Annotated in this window: 21 protein-coding genes and 5 tRNA genes; 7 read left to right on the top strand and 19 right to left on the bottom strand. The window is 47.4% G+C overall.

Annotated elements, in window-relative coordinates; translation table 11 throughout:
* Positions 1-54: 54 nt before the first annotated feature.
* On the top strand, positions 55-204 hold the full coding sequence (gene ytzI, locus CXL14_RS08905; protein ID WP_007408836.1) for a YtzI protein: 150 nt from the start codon (positions 55-57) through the stop codon (positions 202-204).
* Here the strand turns inward: ytzI and CXL14_RS08900 are convergent.
* Both CXL14_RS08900 and CXL14_RS08895 read right to left on the bottom strand, forming a co-directional pair.
* Positions 201-644: a FixH family protein gene (locus CXL14_RS08900; protein ID WP_029974113.1), complete on the bottom strand. Its 444-nt coding sequence runs from the start codon at positions 642-644 to the stop codon at positions 201-203. The two genes, ytzI and CXL14_RS08900, sit on opposite strands and share 4 nt — an antisense overlap.
* A gap of 114 nt (positions 645-758) precedes the next feature.
* Positions 759-1232 (bottom strand): S-ribosylhomocysteine lyase, encoded by a 474-nt coding sequence (locus CXL14_RS08895; protein ID WP_003152237.1) that lies wholly within the window; start codon positions 1230-1232, stop codon positions 759-761.
* Positions 1233-1355: 123 nt separating this feature from the next.
* On the opposite strand from CXL14_RS08895, the gene yidD reads away from it, so the two are divergent.
* On the top strand, positions 1356-1583 hold the full coding sequence (gene yidD / locus CXL14_RS08890; RefSeq protein ID WP_007408838.1) for a membrane protein insertion efficiency factor YidD: 228 nt from the start codon (positions 1356-1358) through the stop codon (positions 1581-1583).
* Here yidD and CXL14_RS08885 read toward each other — a convergent pair.
* Positions 1580-2149, bottom strand: a complete 570-nt coding sequence (locus CXL14_RS08885) for a beta-class carbonic anhydrase (RefSeq protein ID WP_003152233.1) — start codon at positions 2147-2149, stop codon at positions 1580-1582. The two genes, yidD and CXL14_RS08885, sit on opposite strands and share 4 nt — an antisense overlap.
* A 117-nt stretch (positions 2150-2266) precedes the next feature.
* Positions 2267-2515 (bottom strand): type B 50S ribosomal protein L31, encoded by a 249-nt coding sequence (locus CXL14_RS08880; protein ID WP_003152229.1) that lies wholly within the window; start codon positions 2513-2515, stop codon positions 2267-2269.
* A gap of 197 nt (positions 2516-2712) precedes the next feature.
* Here CXL14_RS08880 and CXL14_RS08875 point away from each other — a divergent pair, with 197 nt between their 5' ends.
* From CXL14_RS08875 to CXL14_RS08865, 3 genes are read left to right on the top strand one after another with little or no spacing between them, the layout of a single operon-like run.
* A complete protein-coding gene (locus tag CXL14_RS08875; protein ID WP_025649757.1) occupies positions 2713-4044 on the top strand; it encodes a cytochrome ubiquinol oxidase subunit I in 1332 nt (443 codons plus the stop codon).
* Positions 4045-4066: 22 nt separating this feature from the next.
* The gene (locus tag CXL14_RS08870; RefSeq protein WP_014418703.1) at positions 4067-5107 is read left to right on the top strand and encodes a cytochrome d ubiquinol oxidase subunit II; all 1041 of its coding nucleotides are present in this window, start codon (positions 4067-4069) and stop codon (positions 5105-5107) included.
* Positions 5108-5164: 57 nt separating this feature from the next.
* The gene (locus CXL14_RS08865; RefSeq protein ID WP_007408842.1) at positions 5165-5323 is read left to right on the top strand and encodes a DUF1540 domain-containing protein; all 159 of its coding nucleotides are present in this window, start codon (positions 5165-5167) and stop codon (positions 5321-5323) included.
* A 15-nt stretch (positions 5324-5338) separates the two neighbouring features.
* Here the strand turns inward: CXL14_RS08865 and CXL14_RS08860 are convergent, their stop codons facing one another.
* The 10 genes from CXL14_RS08860 to CXL14_RS08815 all read right to left on the bottom strand — a co-directional run bounded on the left by CXL14_RS08860 (position 5339) and on the right by CXL14_RS08815 (position 16956).
* Positions 5339-6220, bottom strand: coding sequence for a metal ABC transporter permease (locus CXL14_RS08860; RefSeq protein ID WP_014418705.1), 882 nt, complete (start codon positions 6218-6220; stop codon positions 5339-5341).
* A complete protein-coding gene (locus tag CXL14_RS08855; RefSeq protein WP_017418425.1) occupies positions 6210-7496 on the bottom strand; it encodes a metal ABC transporter permease in 1287 nt (428 codons plus the stop codon). The genes CXL14_RS08860 and CXL14_RS08855 overlap by 11 nt, the downstream gene beginning before the upstream one ends.
* Entirely contained in the window at positions 7496-8248 is a 753-nt protein-coding gene (locus CXL14_RS08850) for a metal ABC transporter ATP-binding protein (RefSeq protein WP_072177721.1), read from the bottom strand. Before CXL14_RS08850 ends, CXL14_RS08855 begins: the two co-directional genes overlap by 1 nt.
* A 20-nt stretch (positions 8249-8268) precedes the next feature.
* The gene (locus tag CXL14_RS08845; protein ID WP_014418708.1) at positions 8269-9186 is read right to left on the bottom strand and encodes a metal ABC transporter solute-binding protein, Zn/Mn family; all 918 of its coding nucleotides are present in this window, start codon (positions 9184-9186) and stop codon (positions 8269-8271) included.
* Between the two features lie 269 nt (positions 9187-9455).
* The gene (gene menC / locus CXL14_RS08840; protein ID WP_025649760.1) at positions 9456-10571 is read right to left on the bottom strand and encodes an o-succinylbenzoate synthase; all 1116 of its coding nucleotides are present in this window, start codon (positions 10569-10571) and stop codon (positions 9456-9458) included.
* Entirely contained in the window at positions 10568-12031 is a 1464-nt protein-coding gene (locus CXL14_RS08835) for an o-succinylbenzoate--CoA ligase (protein ID WP_014418710.1), read from the bottom strand. Before CXL14_RS08835 ends, menC begins: the two co-directional genes overlap by 4 nt.
* Before the next feature lie 87 nt (positions 12032-12118).
* Positions 12119-12937 carry a 1,4-dihydroxy-2-naphthoyl-CoA synthase gene (menB, locus tag CXL14_RS08830; protein ID WP_003152221.1) on the bottom strand — a complete coding sequence of 273 codons (819 nt, stop codon included), beginning with the start codon at positions 12935-12937 and terminating at the stop codon, positions 12119-12121.
* Between the two features lie 58 nt (positions 12938-12995).
* Entirely contained in the window at positions 12996-13820 is an 825-nt protein-coding gene (menH, locus tag CXL14_RS08825) for a 2-succinyl-6-hydroxy-2,4-cyclohexadiene-1-carboxylate synthase (protein ID WP_088056435.1), read from the bottom strand.
* Positions 13808-15544 (bottom strand): 2-succinyl-5-enolpyruvyl-6-hydroxy-3-cyclohexene-1-carboxylic-acid synthase, encoded by a 1737-nt coding sequence (gene menD, locus CXL14_RS08820; protein ID WP_088056434.1) that lies wholly within the window; start codon positions 15542-15544, stop codon positions 13808-13810. Before menD ends, menH begins: the two co-directional genes overlap by 13 nt.
* Positions 15541-16956, bottom strand: a complete 1416-nt coding sequence (locus tag CXL14_RS08815; protein WP_053284964.1) for an isochorismate synthase — start codon at positions 16954-16956, stop codon at positions 15541-15543. The genes menD and CXL14_RS08815 overlap by 4 nt, the downstream gene beginning before the upstream one ends.
* A 282-nt stretch (positions 16957-17238) precedes the next feature.
* Here CXL14_RS08815 and CXL14_RS08810 point away from each other — a divergent pair, with 282 nt between their 5' ends.
* Both CXL14_RS08810 and CXL14_RS08805 read left to right on the top strand, forming a co-directional pair.
* Positions 17239-17958, top strand: coding sequence for a TraR/DksA C4-type zinc finger protein (locus CXL14_RS08810; protein WP_053284965.1), 720 nt, complete (start codon positions 17239-17241; stop codon positions 17956-17958).
* A gap of 156 nt (positions 17959-18114) precedes the next feature.
* Positions 18115-18585: a TspO/MBR family protein gene (locus tag CXL14_RS08805; RefSeq protein WP_053284966.1), complete on the top strand. Its 471-nt coding sequence runs from the start codon at positions 18115-18117 to the stop codon at positions 18583-18585.
* Positions 18586-18619: 34 nt separating this feature from the next.
* Here CXL14_RS08805 and CXL14_RS08800 read toward each other — a convergent pair.
* The 5 genes from CXL14_RS08800 to CXL14_RS08780 all read right to left on the bottom strand — a co-directional run bounded on the left by CXL14_RS08800 (position 18620) and on the right by CXL14_RS08780 (position 19039).
* Positions 18620-18691, bottom strand: a tRNA-Glu gene (locus CXL14_RS08800).
* A 3-nt stretch (positions 18692-18694) separates the two neighbouring features.
* Positions 18695-18785: transfer RNA gene (locus CXL14_RS08795), tRNA-Ser, on the bottom strand.
* 3 nt (positions 18786-18788) lie between these two features.
* Positions 18789-18863: transfer RNA gene (locus tag CXL14_RS08790), tRNA-Asn, on the bottom strand.
* A gap of 10 nt (positions 18864-18873) precedes the next feature.
* Positions 18874-18950 (bottom strand) — tRNA-Ile (locus CXL14_RS08785).
* Between the two features lie 15 nt (positions 18951-18965).
* Positions 18966-19039: transfer RNA gene (locus tag CXL14_RS08780), tRNA-Gly, on the bottom strand.
* Positions 19040-19043: the final 4 nt, after the last annotated feature.

The following is a 19043-nucleotide window of genomic DNA, read 5'->3' as shown; positions in this document are numbered from 1 at the left end:
CCTTGATTTTACGGATGGAAAATATGTTATGATTTGTTAAAAAGGAGGGATTTCATGCTGCTTCTTCTGAGCTTCGGCTTTCTTATCGTGCTCGCCGTGCTGCTTTTATCCATCTGGTCGACTGTAAGAGCTTATAATGTAAAACATACGATTGACCCGCCGGAGGACGCATCAAAAGGCTTGACGGATAAAAAAAATCCTTAATGATGATGCGTCTGTTCCTTATGGCCGGAGGAATCATCGGCAGCTTCAGCATCCCCGACACGCACTTTTACAGTCGGCATATTATGCTGCTGTTTTGCCGTTACGTGGGATTGAACGGTATAGACACCCTCTTCATCAAATTCAGTCCGCAGGTGATACGCCCCTTTTTCCTCCTTGGCCTTGCTTGTTTTGCTGCTGCCTTTTTTTCCTTCTTTCCATACTTCAAACATGACTTCATCCGCATCCGTGACACGCTTGCCGCCGTAAAAAACCTCCGCCTTGTATTCCGCTTTTTCATGCGGTGCTGCCGTTTCCGGTCCTGTAAGCTTGACCTCAAGCGCTTTAGGCTCCTCATCCGCGGAGGTTTTGTCCGAATTACCCCCGCAGGAAGATAATAGAAATACCATACCGCACATACCTGCCAATACAGCCCGTTTCATCCCATCACTCCTTTATGTTTGCTTCTATTTTAGCAAACGCTTACACACAAGGTGTGACATTTTTTAGAAATATGTAAAAAAGCCTTTTTGCATGTCAGCAAAAAGGCCTGTTTTTTATCCGAACACTTTCAGCAAATCTTCTTTATCCTGTGACAGCCAGAAACGCATCAGGCGTTTCGCGCCTTCTAAATCATGAAGTTTCGCCTGGCCGCACTGTTTTTCGTTGGCCGCCGGAATCTCCGTAATATCGATGGCTTCTTTCAGCGTAGCGTCAAGCAGGTCTACAATTTCTTCCGCTGTCGGCTCGCCGCTGACAACAAGATAATAGCCTGTCTGGCAGCCCATCGGTGAGATATCTATGATGTCGAAGTGATCGTATTTCTCAGAATGTGTGCGAATCGTAAACGCAAGCAAGTGCTCAAGCGTATGAATCGTATCCGGCTTCATCGCCTGTTTGTTCGGCTGGCAGAAGCGAATGTCAAACTTATTCACGACGCCGTCTGTTCCGACTTTATGCACTCCGCAATGTCTTACATACGGAGCCACAACCGCATTATGGTCAAGCTCAAAACTTTCTACTGAAGGCATAATGGCACTCCCTTTTTTCAGAATATGCATCCATTATAACACAGTTTTCCGATAAGAATTGTGGCGGAAGCTTTTCAATCTGAAATTTTTTTTCTATACTAGCATCAGAAAGGTGGTTTTTTGATGAAAACCATAATGATTGCGTTCATCCGCGGATACCAGAAGTTCATCTCTCCGCTGACGCCGCCGTCATGCCGCTTTTATCCGACGTGTTCGCAGTACGGAATCGAAGCCGTCAAGACTCACGGCGCATTAAAAGGCGGATGGCTGACACTGAAACGGATTTTAAAGTGCCACCCTTTTCATCCGGGCGGTGTTGATCCCGTACCGGACAAAAAACAAAAACATTAGTCCATATGCTGGTAGCCGTCGATCACCAGATCAAGTTTACCGGTTTCAGGATCAATCACCAGACCGTGCACCGGCACATTGTCAGGGAATAGCGGATGGTGTTTAATGACGTTTACGCTGTCTGTAACACTCGCTTCTACTGAATCAAAGCTTTTCAGCCATTGATCAAGATCAACTCCTGAGTGCTTCAGCATGTCAATCCGCTCTTTCGGAATACCGCGGTCGATAATTTTATCAAGCATATCCTCGCTGTTGATTTTGCTCATGCCGCAATCATGGTGGCCGATAACGCAGACTTCATCGGCGTTTAATTCGTATACGGCCACTAAAAGGCTGCGCATGATACTTCCGAACGGGTGGGCGACAAGCGCGCCGGCACTTTTAATAATTTTCACATCGCCGTTTCGCATGTTCATCGCATGCGGAAGCAATTCTACAAGACGCGTGTCCATACAGGACAAAATCGCCATCTTTTTATCCGGGAATTTAGATGTTTGGTATTTTTCATAATCTTTGTTTTTAGTGAACTGCTCATTAAATTGCATGATATCGTTTAGAAGACTCATCTTGGTGTTTCCTTTCTGCTTTTTATTCACAATATAACATAAGGCGGGGCATTTCGTCACTCCCCGCACGAGATGACAAAGTGCTCAATAAATAAGACAAACCCCATTGGGCTTGTCTTATTTCCCCATATTGTATTTTTTGTTGAACTGTTCGACTCTCCCGCCTTTTTCGTTGAATTTTTGGCGGCCTGTATAAAACGGATGCGTATCTGAGCTGACTTCTACTTTAATCAGCGGGTATGTTTTTCCGTCTTCCCACTCTGCCGTTTCCTCTGACGTTTTCGTAGAATGGCTTAAAAAGCGGTAGCCGCTGTTCACATCTTGAAAAATCACCTGATGGTTATCCGGATGAATATCTTTTTTCATGCTGATCTCCCTTTCTCAAATCGTAATAATTACGTTTTATTTTAAACCTTAAATAACCGCTTGTCAATCATATATGCCCTGATCCCTTGGTTTCTAAACCCTGCACATATATGGAATCAGAAGAATAATCTAATCGCTTCAGCAAATAATATAACCACATTACATAAAACGGTAATTTAGAAAGGCGGTTTATGATCGTGGATGATTTAGTGTTAGCCAGAAGCCTGTTCGGGACAACCATGGGCTTTCATATTATTTTTGCGACGCTTGGTGTCGGCTTGCCTCTGATGATTTTAATGGCTGAATTGATTTATCAGAAAACAAAAGATCCGCATTATGCCATTATGGCGAAAAGGTGGACGAAGGCGCAGGCTGTTCTGCTCGGCGTGGCGATACCGACCGGAACGATCGCGGGTACACAGCTTGCCCTTTTGTGGCCCGGATTCATGGAAGTCATCGGCAGGGTGATGTCACTCCCGTTTCAGATTGAAATTTATGCTTTCTTTATCGAAGCGCTGTTTATGTCCATTTATGTCTACGCCGCTGACCGGCTGACTCCGGCGATGCGCATCATTGCCGTTATTTTCGTTTTGATCGGCGCCGCGGCATCCGCCGTCTTAATCACAAATGTTCACGCATTTGAAGGAACGCCGGCCGGCTTTAAAATTTTAAACGGCAAAATCACTGACGTCGAACCTTGGGCAGCGTTTTTTAATCCAAGCTTTTTCACCACCGCGGGCCATGTCGTACTGACGGCTTTCATGACCGGTGCATTTATCGTTGCGTCAGTTGCGGCTTATAAAATGCTGAGAACGAGAAAACAGGAGCAGGTATACCGCTTTCACCGAAAAGCGCTGCTGCTCGCCTTAACGATCGGCGGAATCTTTTCCATTCTTGCCTCTTTAAACGGTCACGAGTCAGCCCAGCTTCTTTACGAATACCAGCCTGAGAAGCTTGCGGGCGCAGAAGGGCTGTTTGAAACTAGATCACACGCTCCGCTTGCGATCGGGGGTTTTACTGACGCAAAAGAAGAAAAAGTAAAATGGGCGATAGAAGTACCCTGGGCTTTAAGCTTTTTGGCTGCAAACAGCTTTGATACCGTCGTCAAAGGATTGAACGCGTTTCCGAAAGACGAGTGGCCGCCTTTATTCATCCATACACTTTTTAACGGAATGGTCGGCATCGGGATGCTGCTCATTTTGTACTCAATCGTCGGCATCGTCTGGAGAAAAATTTTAAAGAAAGACAGCTTTCCGACTTGGCTTTTGATTTTATTTTTAACCGCAGGACCGCTTAGTCTGATCGGAATTGAATTCGGGTGGATATTCGCTTGTACGGGACGGCAGCCATGGGTGATTTACCATCTCCTGAAAACGTCTGATGTCGTCACGACAACCGGTTCAATCGGTTTGCTGTTCATCCTGTTTACGGTCGTTTACGCCATTTTGGCAGCCGCAGTCATTTATGTGCTGCTTTATTATTTCCGCAAACATCCCGTTGAGGAGGATGTAAAAGCGGCGGAATCCTAACAATAGAAAGGGCTGAATTGAAATGGACATTACCATGGATGCTCTCATTGCGATATCAATCGTATGGGGCTTCGTGTTTATCTACGCGGTCATGGCAACGATGGACTTCGGAGCAGGCTTTTGGTCGATGATTTATTTAAATAGAGAACAAACAAAGGCGACAAACATCGCCAACCGTTATTTGTCCCCGACATGGGAAGTGACCAACGTCTTTATCGTCGCGATCGTTGTCGCCCTATTCAGCTTCTTTCCAGGGGCAACCTTCGTGCTGGGAACCGTTTTATTGATCCCGGGGAGTATTATTTTGCTGCTTTTGGCCATCCGCAGCGGCTTTCTCGTCTTCTCCAATACGGCGAAGGAAAGAAAAATCATGAGATATATCTCCGGAATTTCGGGCTTCATTATTCCCGCTGTTCTGATTTTGGTCCTTCCGGTCACACACGGAGGATTTATTGAGAAGACGGGCGGAGTGTATCACCTGAATTTGGCAAATGTCTTTACAAGCCTTAATGCGTATGCGTTTATCGGCTTTGCCATTTTAAGCACTTTATTTTTATCTTCACTGCTTCTGGCCGATTTTTCAAATGTTGCGGAAGAGGAGCATGCGTACCGCATCTACAGACGGAGCTCTTTACTAACAGGGCCGCTGTCGCTTCTGTTTGCCTTCTTCATTATGCTGACATTACGCTCTGAAGCCGGCTGGCTGTATACGGGGATGATGAAAGACAAGACATGGCTCATTCTGTCTGTCATTACATTTATCATTGCCGGCGTGGCTCTGTTTTTGCCGAATAAGCGCTTCGGCCGCAACCTCGGCAAACCGAGAATCGCCATGATCGCCATTGCGCTTCAATACTTTCTGGCAAGCTATGCATACGGACGGGCGCATCTTCCTTATATGATTTATCCGGATATTACGGTCATGTCAGGATTTACGGAGCCGGCAACCTTCAGGGCGCTGTTTATGACGTATATCGTCGCTTTCATCATTTTGTTTCCCGGGTTTTATTTCTTCTGGAAGCTCTTTATGAAAGACAGACGTTATATCCGCCAGGAGGAATAACAGAAATCAGGGCGGCTCATACTAATGGCGTACCTTTTATCTTGGAGGGGAGCCAGCATGGACCAAAAAATTCTGTGTGAAGTCAATAACTGTTCATATTGGGGCAGAGGAAACAAATGCACGGCCGACGCTATTTATGTGGTCAGCCATACAGGCGAAACCGCTGAAAAAAGTGAAGAAACGGATTGCAAAACCTTTAAACCGCATGATTTATAAAAAAAAAGAGCTGTTTTATACAGCTCTTTTTAATTTCCGCGCCGCAAGCCTTTTTGAAATCAGCCCCTGAGCCGGAGAAAACAGAAAAGCCAGCAGAAAAAACACGCCGGTCATCGCAGCCATCGCACCTGAAATTGACACGTTGAGCCATGTGGCGGCGCCATATCCCAATACGGCTGACAGCCCGCCGATACCCGCGCTGATGAAAAGCATGGAAGAAAGGCGGTTTGTCAGTAAATAGGCGGCTGCAGGCGGTACAATCAGCATCGCAACGACTAAAACCGCTCCCACTGAATCAAAAGAAGCAACCGTCGTAAGCGACAGCATACCCATCTGCACATAATGAATGACCAGGACAGGAATGCCGATGGCTATCGCCATTTCCGGGTCAAAGGCGGCGATTTTAAATTCTTTATAGCAGCAGACAATCAGCAGCACATTGATGATAAGCACAGATAAAATCATCCAAAACGCTTTAGGGCCGATATCGAAGCCGAACAGCTGAGCTGTATTCCACGGAACGAAAGCAATTTCTCCCATAAGCGAATGTTCTATATCAAGATGTACATGCTTGCCGTATACAGACAGCAGAATGACGCCGACCGCAAACAAGGACGTAAAGACGACACCGATAGCCGCGTCAGACTGCACGCCTTTACTGTGCAGAAACTGTACGAAAAAAGCCGTCAGCAGCCCGGATGCCGCAGCCCCGATAAACATCGGAATTCCGTTAAGGGCTCCCGTCACAAGGAAAGCGCCGACAATTCCGAGCAGCACCGTGTGGCTGATCGCGTCAGCAAGCATCGCCATGTTTCTCAGCACAAGAAAAGTGCCGATTAACGCGCAGCTCACGCCGACTAAGATTCCCGTTGCGATAATCCACGCTTCATAACTCATTGTAAGCGCCTCCTTTCTCCTTTTGAAGTGATTCATTCGGCATTCGCCCGTGCAATCGTAAAAGCTGCAAAAGCTTTTCTTTCAGTTCTTTCGGCAGAAGATCCGGATGAAATTCGTCCCTGGCGGCCGTTTCTATACCGGCCAGTTCCGTTTCATGCATGAGGTAAACTTCATACATGCGCTGTGATAAGACAATTTCGTATCCCTTCGTCAGCCCTGCCTCCGTCATCCGCCATTGTTCGGCTCCGCTGCGCTTGAGGTATCCCTTTTTCTCCAGTTTCCTGATAGGGCGCTCCCATTCTTTTTTCAACATCTGCCCGGTGACTGAGGTTTCATTCGTTTGTTCACTCATCTCGTAAATAGCTGAGAGCGTTTGCTCAAAAGCGGTCTTTTTTCTCAGCCGGAAAAGTTTAACCGTCTTTGACACCAGTCCGCGATCCGGAGCGAATAATAGAGAAAACAGAAAAACGGAAGCCGCGCTTAAAATAATTAACGGCCCGGTCGCCATACCGTCCGTCGTCGTACTTAAAAGCGTTCCCGCCACACCGGATAACCCGCCGATTAATCCGGACAGCACGATCATGACCGTTAAACGCTCCGTCCAATACCTTGCGGCGATCGCCGGCGTAATAAGCATGGCCGCCATTAAGATGACACCGACCGTCTGCAGCCCGATCACAACCGCACAAACAATTAAAAAAACCAGCAGTCCGTTCAGAAACCTGACAGGCAGTCCCGCCCCTTTCGCAAATGCCATATCAAATGTGATCAATTTGAATTCCTTAAAAAAGACGGCGCACAATAAAAGCAGAACGGCAGAAATGACTCCGATGATGACAATGTCCTGTTTAACGAGTGACGCCGCCTGACCGAATAAAAAAGAATCAAGCCCGCTCTGGCTTCCGGAACCGAGTCTTTGAATATAGGTCAGAAGAATAATGCCGATCCCGAAAAACACGGACAATACGATGCCGATCGCAGAATCCTCCTTCGTTTTTGAATGCTCCGTGATGTTCTGGATGCACCAAGTTCCAGCAAGCCCCGCGGCAGCCGCTCCGATCAAGAAGAACAGCATCGTCTTTTCTCCGGCAATGAGAAACGCAAGACATACTCCGGGCAAAGCCGAATGAGCCATGGCGTCGCCGATCAGACTCTGCCTCCTGAGAAGCACAAAGCTTCCCAGCACGCCGCTTGCCATGCCGAGAAGCAAAGTTCCCGCCAACACCCATTGGGTATTCGGTTCCTGAAGCTGAAGCCATATATGATGCAGCGCCATCAGCCCGTTCCCCCTTCGGCCAGGAGGTGATCTTTCAAAAATGCAAGCCTTCCTCCGTACGTTTTTTGTAAATTTTCGATTGTAAACACGTGTTCAGTCGGTCCGAAAGCAATCTTTCTCATGTTCAGCAGCAGCATCCAATCGAAATACTCCTTTGCCGTCTGCAGGTCATGATGGACGACGAGCACGGTTTTTCCTTTTTGTTTTAATTCCGTCAACAGCGTGATAATCGCCCGCTCCGTAGCGGCGTCAACTCCCACAAACGGTTCATCCATAAAGTATATATCCGCATCCTGACATAAAGCCCGGGCCAGAAAAACCCGCTGCTGCTGGCCTCCTGAAAGCTGGCTGATCTGCCTTTTGGCATAATCAAGCATACCGATCTTATCCAAACAGGCTTCAGCAAAATCAATATCACGTTTTTTCGGACGCCTGCACCAGCCGATATGCCCATATCTTCCCATTAAAACGACATCCAGAGCGCTTGTCGGAAAATCCCAATCCACAGAACCGCGCTGCGGAACATAGCCGATCCTCTTCCGCTCCTTTTCTGATGATTTCCCATAAATAGAGACCGTTCCGGAGGCGCTTGGCGTTAATCCTAAAACAGCTTTTATCAACGTTGATTTTCCGGCTCCGTTCGGCCCGATAATCCCGATCAGTTTTCCTTCCGGCACCTGCATGGTGACGTTCTGCAGGACCGGTTTTTTGTGATAGGCTACCGTCACATTTTCAATGCTGACAGGATACACGTCATTCTCTCCCTTCCTGTTTATTTTAATGAGCTGACAATCGTATCTATGTTATGGGCGAACATACCGGCGTACGTGCCCTCTTTTGTCCCCTTTTCGCCCATGGCATCTGAATACAGCCAGCCGCCGACCGAAACATCATGACCTTTTTCTTTGGCGCCCTCAACAACCGCGTTTATTGACTTTTTCGATACGCTGCTTTCCGTAAACACAGCTTTAATTTCCTTATCCGCAAGCAGACTGACAAGCTTTTGAACATCTTTCAGTCCGTAATCAGAGTCCGTGCTCAGCCCTTGAAGTCCTCTGACCTCAAATCCGTATTCCTTGCCAAAATACGCAAAGGCATCATGTGCCGTAACTAGTACACGGCTTTTTTCGGGAATTGTCCCGATCTTTTCTCTCGATTTTTTATCTAAAGATTTCAAATTCTCTTTATACTCTTGGGCGTTTTTTGTAAAGTCGTCTGCATATTCCGGTTTTGCTTTTTTTAATTGCGCTTCGATTTCGTCAACGGCATACAGCCATAACGGAATGCTGAACCATACATGCGGATCATACATATTCTCACCCGCTGGAATCAATTTCTCCTTCGGTATTGATTCAGCCACTGCTGCGGACGGCTTTTGCCTGCTGATTTTCGTTAACATATGCTCCATTTTCCCCTCTAAGTGAAGTCCGCTGTATAAAACAACATCCGCCTCCGTTAATTTTTTCGTATCTCCTTGTGATGCTTTATAAAGATGCGGGTCGACTCCAGGCCCCATCAGTGACGTCACTTCAACATGGTCTCCGCCGATATGTTCAGCGGCGTCAGCCACCTGAGAAGTGGTAGCCGTAATCGTGAGCTTTCCTTTTTGTCCGCCTGAAGATTCAGAGCTGCATGAAGACAATGCAAAACAAACCATCAGCACAGACGCCATTACACTGCTTTTTTTCATATCCGTCCCCTTTCCTTTGTCCCGTTCTCTTTTAAATGTGATGTTGATGTCAGTCTTATGACAATTCTTTATATTTAAGAACAAATGATTGATACAGGACAAAAAGTTTCCTTTGTGCAAAATTATCGCACACACTCACATTTGTCAAGTGTCCGCTCATTAAAAAAACCGGCTGATACAGCCGGTTCAAACGGGGGAAGGGGTGATGATGAACAGTTTCAATATAACAGCAGCATACAGGCAGCTCAACTCGCTGAAATGTCTTTTTATCAGTTGTTTGTCGTAAAAACGTCCATTTGGGTGACGTATTTTCTCATTATTTCCTGATTGACTTCGACACCCAGTCCGGGACCGTCCGGAACAGAGATGAACCCCTCTTCGATATGGATGTCGGGAGTGACAATATCCTCCTCCCAGTATCGGTCTGATGAGGAAATATCACCCGGTATCGTAAATTGCGGCAGCGAAGCAAGCGCGACTGTCTGCGCTCTCGAAATGCCGGTTTCAAACATTCCGCCGCACCAAACCGGCATGTGATGCTCTCTGCATAAGTCATGTATTTTTAAAGCCTCTGTCAGGCCTCCTACACGCGCCGGTTTTATGTTAATGATTTTACAGCTCCCAAGCTCAATCGCCCGCCTTGCGTCATCATATGAGCATATGCTTTCATCAAGGCATACCGCGGTTCTCAAGTGTTTCTGCAGGTGGCGGTGATCGACAATATCATCTGCCTGAAGCGGCTGTTCTATCATCATGAGCTGGAATTCATCCAACTCTTTCAGCCTGCTGATGTCTTTCAGTTCATATGCCGAGTTGGCATCCGCCATCAGCGGTACGTTCGGAAAACGGCTGCGGATGGCTCTGACCAGATCAACGTCATGGCCGGGCTGAATTTTTATTTTTATACGTTGATAACCTTCTTTTACGTATTGCTCAATTTCCCGAAGCATCTCATCAGCCGAAGCCAGACCCACCGCCACGCCGGCGGGCACTTTATCTCTTTTGCCCCCTAAGGCTTCTGCGAGTGATATCCCTTTTTTCTTGGCATATAGATCCCACACGGCTGATTCAAGCCCCGCTTTTGCCATGCGGTTTCCTTTGAAACGCGCGAGACTGTCAGGCACCTCTGACGGATGGAAAAACTCGCGGCCTACGACATTCGGGATGAAAAAATCTCTCAGCATATGCGCGCATGTCTGAATCGTTTCTTCTGTATACCACGGAGAAGAAAACGCCGATACCTCCCCCCAGCCGGTTCTCCCGGTTTCATCGATCGCTTCCACGATCAAAAATTTACGGTCCTGCAGCGTTTCAATACTTGTTTTAAACGGTTTTTTCAGCCTCATACTTACATGATAAAGGGTGATTTTTTCAATCTTAATCATGACAATTCTCCTTTACGAAGCTCATTCAGCCGATGTCTCATCAGTTTATTGGACGCGTTCCGCGGGAGCTCGTCAACCTCGAAAAAAGCAGCCGGTATTTTATATTTTGCAAGCCGCTCACGGCAAAAGACGGTCAGCTCCTCAGAACTGACAGAAGAAGTCAGCACGAGAAAAGCATGCGGCACTTTCCCCCACTTCGGATCTTCGGCTCCCGAAACACCGGCCTCCGCTACAGCCGGATGGGCAAGCAGCGCCGCTTCCACTTCTGCCGGGTAGATGTTCTCTCCGCCTGAAATAATGAGGTCCGACCGCCTGTCCAGCACGTATAAAAACCCTTCATCATCCAAATAGCCAAGATCGCCCGTTTTAAACCATCCATTATGAAAAGCGGCCTGGTTTGCGTCGTCACGATGGTAATACCCTTTCATTACATTCGGGCCTTTCACCGTAATTTCACCGTGTTCAAACGGCGCACAAGGGTTTCCGTCTTTTTCAATTCTAATTTCGCATGAAAACAGCGGTTTACCGGCCGAGCCGAGCTTGTCCATGCTGAATTCCGGAGAAAGCGTGACAATCTGCGAGCAGGTTTCAGTCAAGCCGTAAGATTGGAATACCGGAAATTGTTTCCTGCGGCATTCTTCAAGGAGCGGCAGCGGTGCCGGCCCCCCGCCAAGCAGAATGCAGCGCAGTGATTCAGGACATTGTTCAGTTTCCGCAAGCAGGCCCGAAAGCATGGTCTGCACCGCTGAAATGATCGTGACCTGATGGGAGCTGATGCTGTCCAGCACATCGGTGACAGAAAATTTTTGATGAAGCACGACAGGCATGCCGTAAATGACCGACTTAAACAGCGCAGACAGACCGCTGATATGAAACAGCGGCAGCGCAATAAGCCAGCGGTCCCGCTCCGTGACCCCCAGATTCAGCGCAGACGATACAGCGCTGGAATAATGATTACCGAAAGTCTGCTGCACCCCCTTCGGCCTTCCCGTTGTTCCTGACGTATACATAAGAGTCGCCGTATCATCAAGCGTTACATAAGCTTCAGGTTCAATGTCTCCCGCGGCTTTGGCCTGCAGCTCGTCCACGTCCGCGGCGGCGACCGCAGATTCATAATCTTCGCGGCAAAAACCGTCCTCCGTCAATAAAAGCTTTGCCTGTGAATCTTCGAGCTGAAACAACCGTTCCTGTTTTGAGAGTTTCGTATTCAACAGCACAGCTTCCGCCCCTAATAAGAAGCATGCATGAACGGCATAAACCATTTCCGGTCTGTTAGAAAGCAAAATCGCGGCACGGTCTCCTTTTTTAAGCGAGCAGTATTTGGACAGCCGCGCGGCCATTTGTTTAGAAGCATGATATAATTCTCTGAATGTCATCTGTTTGTTTTCAAATATGAGAGCGATTCTCTCTGGTGTCAGCTGAGCCCTTTGAATGAGCCAATTCGGCTGTTCTGTCAGCATGTTATCATCTCCGAGGTAAAAGTACTTTTTTTGAAAAGAAAACAGCTTGGACCAGAGCGGCTCAAGCTGTTTCGTAGTGTCATCTGATCACGGAAAACGAGGGAATTGACCGAAATCGGGACTGCGTTTCTCTTTAAAGGAATCGCGGCCTTCTTTCGCTTCGTCAGTCGTGTAATAAAGAAGCGTTGCATCTCCTGCAAATTGCTGAATTCCGGCGAGGCCGTCTGTATCTGCGTTAAATGCCGCTTTAAGGAAACGAAGGGCTGTAGGGCTTTTCTCAAGCATTTCTTCACACCATTTAATTGTTTCCTCTTCAAGTTTCTCTAATGGGACAACCGTATTGACAAGCCCCATGTCGAGCGCTTCCTGCGCGTTGTATTGACGGCACAGGTACCAGATTTCACGGGCTTTCTTATGTCCGACGATACGCGCCAGGTAACCTGAGCCGTAACCGGCATCAAAGCTTCCCACTTTCGGTCCGGTTTGGCCGAAAATCGCGTTATCGGCTGCAATCGTTAAATCACAGACGATATGAAGCACATGGCCTCCGCCGATGGCATAGCCTGATACCATCGCTACGACCGGTTTAGGAATCACGCGGATCAAACGCTGAAGATCAAGCACATTCAGACGCGGGATCTGATCGTCTCCGACATATCCGCCGTGACCGCGGACTTTTTGGTCACCGCCTGAACAGAATGCTTTATCTCCCGCTCCCGCAAGAACGATAACACCAATATTGGAGTCATCACGCGCACAAGCAAACGCGTCAATCATTTCTGATACCGTCTTAGGAGTAAATGCGTTATGTACCTCCGGGCGGTTAATTGTTATTTTTGCAATACCGTTATACGTCTCGTACAGGATTTCATCGTACTGACGTTCACTTTTCCATTCTGCAGCCATTGATATGACCTCCTTCATTTTTGCCTGAGTCCGGCCGAAAAGCTATTTTCTTTATGCTTTACAAGCCGTATAAAAACTCACTTACTATCTTACCAAAAATTCGCGGCTGTTCCACATGTACCGTGTGCCCCGCCTGTTTGACAACCTCTATTTTACTTGATGGGAGCAGGTTATGCACCTTTTGATTAATAGCGCAAAACTTTTCATCCCATTCACCGCATATGAGCAGGACGGGCGCCTTGATGCGGTGTAATGCCTCCCACCAGGAAGGCTGTGAGCCCGTCCCCATTCCGAGCAGGCTTCCTGCAAGTCCGGACGGATTATTTTTCAGCCTGCCGGCACGGATGGACGCCTTTACGCTGTCCGGCAGAGAAAGCTGCGAGGCAAACAACGGAATGCCCTCCCAATAATCGACAAACGATGTTATACCTTCTCGCAATATAAAGTCAGCAAGCTTCCGGTCTGACTGAATCCGCTTTTTGCGTTCCTGAAGCGTGCTGAGGCCCGGGGTTGTACTTTCCAAAACAAGCGCTGACACCCGATGCGGAAATGCCTGTGCAAAGGAATACGCAAGTCTTCCCCCCATAGAATAACCAATAAGTTTCACTTTGTGAAGTTTTAATTGATCAAAAACGGCGGCAAGGTCCGCAACCTGCCGGCTCGCACTGTACCTTGCCGCTTGCACAGGCGCGTCTGTCTCCCCGTGACCCAGGCAGTCAATCATCACCATTCGTTCGCCGGGAAACATGCCGCGTAAAAACATCCATGATTCTTTGCTGCCCGTAAATCCATGCAGACAAACAATAGCTTCAGATGATTCGTGTCCGCTATCAGCAGCTCGATAGCATACGCCGTCGGCCGTTTTAACTGTTACAGTTTCCATTCTTTTTTCACTTCCCGCACTGCGGCCTGCAGCAGATCGCGATGGAATTGAACTCTTGATGTCCGATCTGTTTTCAGCTCGATTATATGAAGTCCGGGCTTGTCCGCCTGCGGCTGATACGCATCCTTAAATGCTTCCCATGTCTCAGGGCAAGTATACGTCCCGCCGTACAGTGCGGCGGCATGCCGGAAATCAAGACCCGTCGGCGTACCGAACAGTTCTTCAAAATGAGTCTTATCAGATGCCTGCGGCAAAAACGAGAAAATCCCGCCGCCATCATTGTTTATTAAAATAACCGTAAGCGGAATTCCAAGTTTTTTAGCCGCTAATAGCCCGTTTAAATCATGGTAAAACGATAAATCTCCAATTACAAGCGTGACAGGAGCTTTTGTACCCTCACACAGTCCCATAGCCGAGGAGACAACTCCGTCAATTCCGTTAGCGCCGCGGTTGGCATAGACACGGAAGGAGCGATCTTGTTTTTCAAAGAACGTATCCACGTCGCGAATCGGCATGCTGTTGCCGACAAAAATCGAACTGCCTTCAGGGACAAGGTGCTGAAGCTGACGATATACATTTCCTTCAAATGATAAATCATCCATGCTCGCGGCCTGTAAATGACTCCGGAACCGGTCATTGACAAATTGCCATTTCTCAAGCCATCCGGACGGCCGTTTTCCGGTTTCAGCTGAACGGACCGCTTCCAAAAACACAGACGGATGGCAATGAATCATATGCGCGCCGGCCTGGGTGGGATCTCTCCATCCTCCGCCTTCATCGACGATAAACTGCTCAATGGCAGGATCATCTCTGAGCCATAAAAAGAGCGGTTTGGAAACCGGCATCGGACCGAAGCGGATCACAGCGTCAGGGCGCAGCGCCTCTTTTATTTCTTCATCTTTTAAAAACGAGTCATAAGCATCAATAATCAGCGTCTTATCATGCTCCCCGTTTCGGAGGTTTGAAAGCGGATCAGCCAAAATCGGGAACTGAAGCATCTCGGCAAGCGCGATGATTTGCTGCTTTTCTGCTTCACCGTGAATTTCGCCGCAGACGATCATACCTCTTTCGGTCCCCGCGAGACGCTCTGTAATATGACAGAGAGAATCTTGATCAGCTGACTGAATCCCTGTTGTGACTGAGACGTGCCGCCCCTTTCTCATTCTTTCAAAAGGTCCGGCTGATAAATCCGGCATCAAAGGCTCTCTGAGCGGCACATTGATATGGACCGGCCCCATCGGGCGCTTCCCGGCTTCACTTACGGCTCTGCCGGCCAATGTTCTGATATAGCTCAGCATTTGAGGATTTTCCTCAGGCAGAGCCGAGTCTGTGAAAAACTTAACAAAGTTACCGAACAGAAAATGCTGGTTAATCGCCTGAGGCGCCCCCACTTCCCTCAATTCATGAGGCCGGTCAGCAGTCAGGACAATAAGAGGCACTCTTGAATAATGAGCTTCAATCACGGCCGGATAGAAGTTAGCCGCTGCCGTTCCTGACGTACAAATCAGCATGACCGGACGCTGGCGGGCTTTTGCAAGACCGAGTGCGAAAAAACCTGCGGATCGTTCATCAATCTGTATATGGACTTGAATATCCGGGTGGGCCGCCGCCAAAACCGCCAAGGGAGTTGACCTCGACCCCGGGCAAACAACCGCGTCGGTGACACCCGATAGAGCGAATTCATCAATAAAGCTTCCGATATAATGTGTAATCGGGTTTGTCAAAGCCTTTCACCTCCTAAAGCAGAGATCATCGGCTTTAGTTTAATTTGTGTTTCTTCATATTCTGATTGCGGATCTGAATCTTCAACAATGCCGCAGCCTGCGAAAAGCCGCGCACTTTTGCCTTCAATCAGTCCTGATCGGATAGCCACGACAAATTCTCCGTTTTCCCCGCCGTCCATCCAGCCGATCGGTGCCGCGTACCATCCGCGTGTCATCGGTTCAATATCAGCGATAACTTCAACAGCTTTCTGCTGGGGAGCTCCGCCCAATGCCGGTGTGGGATGCAGCTTTTCAATTAAATCAAACAGCGAAGCGGACGTTTTAAGATGGCCTGTGATCGGCGTATATAGATGCTGAACACTTTTTGTTTTATATAATTGCGGACCTGCAGGCTTTTTCACATCGCTGCAGCTCGACAAGAAAGAATCGTGTATCATCTGAACCACAAAATCATGTTCCGCGAGATTTTTTTCGTCATGCAGCAATTCCTTGCCGAGACGCTCATCTTCTTGTTGATTTTCTCCGCGCTTAATTGAACCTGCCAGACAGGTGGACATGACGTCTTTGCCGGATTTTTTGATCAGCCGTTCCGGTGAAGCGCCGACAAAGCATTTATCTCCCTGCTCAATCGCAAAAACATAGCTTGTCGTTTGGTCCGTCAAAAGCTTACGGACAACGCTCTCTGCCGGAATAGGCCCATCATATGACAAAACGACTTCCCTTGCCAGCACGACTTTATCATATTGATTTGCTTTCATATCATTTGTTGCTGTTTTAATGGCTTCAAGCCAGTTTTCCACATCAAGTTCTTCCGCTTTTGTTAAAACAGGATATTCTTCATACTCGATTGAAGAAACTGAAAAAGCTTCCGAAAAAGATTTCAGACGTTTCAGCGTATCTTCTGCCTGATTACCGTCTGCCGCCCATTGATTGACGGTTAAATAATCACCATCTGCCGTCTTTGTCAGCATGAGTGAGGGAATAAAGAACAGTCCTTCTTCGAACCCGTTCCATTCGTCTCCTCTCTCTTCAGCGGGATTAAATGAAAAGCCGCCGAATAAAACAGGGCCGACCGCGGTATGCGCCGCCTCTTCTTCTTCATGAATATGAAAAGCCGTCTTTTTAAAGCGCTCCCATTGTTCAAAAACGTCGTGATAACGCTTTCCATTTTTTTCATTCGATTGGAACAGCGCTTCTGTGCCAAGACCGACTATTGTTAATTCACTACCGGGTTCTGACCAAAAAAATCGTTTGCCTTTATATTTTTTTGCTCCGTCTTTGAAAAATGATAGAGGGTCTAAAGACGCAATACGTCTTGAATAGCTCAATAAGACAGCATGGTTGACTTGTTTGGCTTTATGTAATGCATGATCTGCTTCCTCTCGGAACGTATGCTGCACCGTTGTCACCATGAGACATTCCTCCATAATCCGTTAAATGCTTTTAATACAATACACCTGTGATGACTTTGTGTCAAACACACAGATTTGAGCACGACAAAATGCCTGCATTTCTTATTATAAACCTTTTTGCGCAAATGAATAAAGAAACAAACTTGAATTTTCTTTCCCCACTCTCGGCAATCACTGTATCCTTTTACTTCCTCATGGGAAAATGACTATTTTTATCCACCATTTTTCTGCGCAAAAGCGTTCATACTAACAGTAAGCATCACATAGAAACGAGGGATTGATGTGCTTACAAACGAACAGATCACACACTTAAAAAAAGAATTGGAAGAAGCCAGACATGATATTTTAAGCCGCTTTAAAGAAAATGATCAATTTCAGTTAACTGATGAATTCCCGTATCAGTCATCCGGCGAATTGTCTTCCTATGACAATCATCCCGGCGATCAGGCGACCGAATTATACGAGCGGGAAAAAGACCTGGCTCTGCTCGACCATGAACGGGAGCACCTTCGCGACATTGATTACTCTCTGAAACAAATTGAAAACGGCACATACGGCACATGTGAAGTCAGCGGCAAGGACATTCCTTATGACAGGCTCGAAGCTCTGCCGACGGCTACGACATTGGCGGAATATTCCTCTCAGGATGCCGTTTCCAAAGACAGGCCGATTGAAGAGGAAACACCGTTCGGACAGTTTGAATTTGATGATGATGAATCAATTCGGGCGGCTTACGATAGTGAAGATGCTTATCAGGATGTTGAGGAATACGGAAACTCAGAAACGCCTCAGGATTTAGAGGATCCGCCGCTCAGCTATGGGGATATGACAATGAACTCAGAAGAAAACATCGGCTATGCTGAGGATTATGAAAACTTTATCGCGACAGATATTACCGGCAAAAACATTTCCGTGTATCCAAGCAAAGCACACGAAAAATATGAACAGGAACTGGACAAAGAAGGAATAATGACGACCTTTGGCGATCTTCATGCTGATTAAAACCCCGGCCTGCCGGGGTTTTTGAATACAAATAAATGGTTTGCTGCATTTTCACACTGAAAACCCATACACTTAATGGTGCATGAACCTTTTAAAAGGTTTAATATTTCCAAAAAAGGGAACTAACGTATTAACATTGAATGGCGGAGGGAACAAATGAAAAAGAAGTATATCGGTGCGATTATTGTATTTATCATTACATATGTCTTGTTTTCTTTAGCGGGGTTTCTCTTTCCCATCGACCGGGAATGGTATGACGCGCTGCAAAAACCTGACTGGACGCCGAGCGGATCAGTGATCGGCATCATATGGGCGGTTTTGTTTGCGCTTATTTCGCTCTCAGCAGCCTTGATATACGCAAAGTTTTCATGTAAAGAATCCAAAGCTTTTTGGGTGATGCTTCTCATCAATTATATCGTGAATCAAGGATTCAGCTATTTTCAATTCACACAGAAAAATTTGCTTGCTGCATCTATCGATTGCCTGCTTGTGGCGGTGACAACACTCATTCTGTTGCTCATGGCCGGTAAATACAGTAAAGCTTCAGCCTGGCTTCTGGTTCCTTATTTATTATGGAGCGCTTTTGCCACATACCTGTCTTTTACCATTTACGCTATGAACGCATAATAAAAAACCTTGCATAGTATGCAAGGTTTTTTAATGACCCGTACGGGATTCGAACCCGTGTTACCGCCGTGAAAGGGCGGTGTCTTAACCGCTTGACCAACGGGCCTTATGGCGGAGAAGGAGGGATTTGAACCCTCGCGCCGCTTACACGGCCTACACCCTTAGCAGGGGCGCCTCTTCAGCCACTTGAGTACTTCTCCGTATGGCTCCACAGGCAGGATTCGAACCTGCGACCGATCGGTTAACAGCCGATAGCTCTACCACTGAGCTACTGTGGAAAAATCATCATGGTGGGCCTGAGTGGACTCGAACCACCGACCTCACGCTTATCAGGCGTGCGCTCTAACCAGCTGAGCTACAGGCCCATGACAATATAAAAATGGAGCGGGTGATGGGAATCGAACCCACGACATCAGCTTGGAAGGCTGAGGTTTTACCACTAAACTACACCCGCATGT

Origin of the sequence: Bacillus sp. SJ-10 (genome assembly GCF_002843505.1) — a bacterium.
GTDB lineage: Bacteria > Bacillota > Bacilli > Bacillales > Bacillaceae > Bacillus > Bacillus velezensis.
This window is presented reverse-complemented; position numbering and strand designations above follow the sequence as displayed.

What these genes read in the sequence shown, in the direction of transcription:
- ytzI (WP_007408836.1), top strand. Translation starts at nt 55, where the DNA reads ATGCTGCTTCTTCTGAGCTTCGGCTTTCTTATCGTGCTCGCCGTGCTG.
- CXL14_RS08900 (WP_029974113.1), bottom strand. Translation starts at nt 644, where the DNA reads ATGAAACGGGCTGTATTGGCAGGTATGTGCGGTATGGTATTTCTATTA.
- CXL14_RS08895 (WP_003152237.1), bottom strand. Translation starts at nt 1,232, where the DNA reads ATGCCTTCAGTAGAAAGTTTTGAGCTTGACCATAATGCGGTTGTGGCT.
- yidD (WP_007408838.1), top strand. Translation starts at nt 1,356, where the DNA reads ATGAAAACCATAATGATTGCGTTCATCCGCGGATACCAGAAGTTCATC.
- CXL14_RS08885 (WP_003152233.1), bottom strand. Translation starts at nt 2,149, where the DNA reads ATGAGTCTTCTAAACGATATCATGCAATTTAATGAGCAGTTCACTAAA.
- CXL14_RS08880 (WP_003152229.1), bottom strand. Translation starts at nt 2,515, where the DNA reads ATGAAAAAAGATATTCATCCGGATAACCATCAGGTGATTTTTCAAGAT.
- CXL14_RS08870 (WP_014418703.1), top strand. Translation starts at nt 4,067, where the DNA reads ATGGACATTACCATGGATGCTCTCATTGCGATATCAATCGTATGGGGC.
- CXL14_RS08865 (WP_007408842.1), top strand. Translation starts at nt 5,165, where the DNA reads ATGGACCAAAAAATTCTGTGTGAAGTCAATAACTGTTCATATTGGGGC.
- CXL14_RS08860 (WP_014418705.1), bottom strand. Translation starts at nt 6,220, where the DNA reads ATGAGTTATGAAGCGTGGATTATCGCAACGGGAATCTTAGTCGGCGTG.
- CXL14_RS08855 (WP_017418425.1), bottom strand. Translation starts at nt 7,496, where the DNA reads ATGGCGCTGCATCATATATGGCTTCAGCTTCAGGAACCGAATACCCAA.
- CXL14_RS08845 (WP_014418708.1), bottom strand. Translation starts at nt 9,186, where the DNA reads ATGAAAAAAAGCAGTGTAATGGCGTCTGTGCTGATGGTTTGTTTTGCA.
- menC (WP_025649760.1), bottom strand. Translation starts at nt 10,571, where the DNA reads ATGATTAAGATTGAAAAAATCACCCTTTATCATGTAAGTATGAGGCTG.
- CXL14_RS08835 (WP_014418710.1), bottom strand. Translation starts at nt 12,031, where the DNA reads ATGCTGACAGAACAGCCGAATTGGCTCATTCAAAGGGCTCAGCTGACA.
- menB (WP_003152221.1), bottom strand. Translation starts at nt 12,937, where the DNA reads ATGGCTGCAGAATGGAAAAGTGAACGTCAGTACGATGAAATCCTGTAC.
- menH (WP_088056435.1), bottom strand. Translation starts at nt 13,820, where the DNA reads ATGGAAACTGTAACAGTTAAAACGGCCGACGGCGTATGCTATCGAGCT.
- CXL14_RS08815 (WP_053284964.1), bottom strand. Translation starts at nt 16,956, where the DNA reads ATGGTGACAACGGTGCAGCATACGTTCCGAGAGGAAGCAGATCATGCA.
- CXL14_RS08805 (WP_053284966.1), top strand. Translation starts at nt 18,115, where the DNA reads ATGAAAAAGAAGTATATCGGTGCGATTATTGTATTTATCATTACATAT.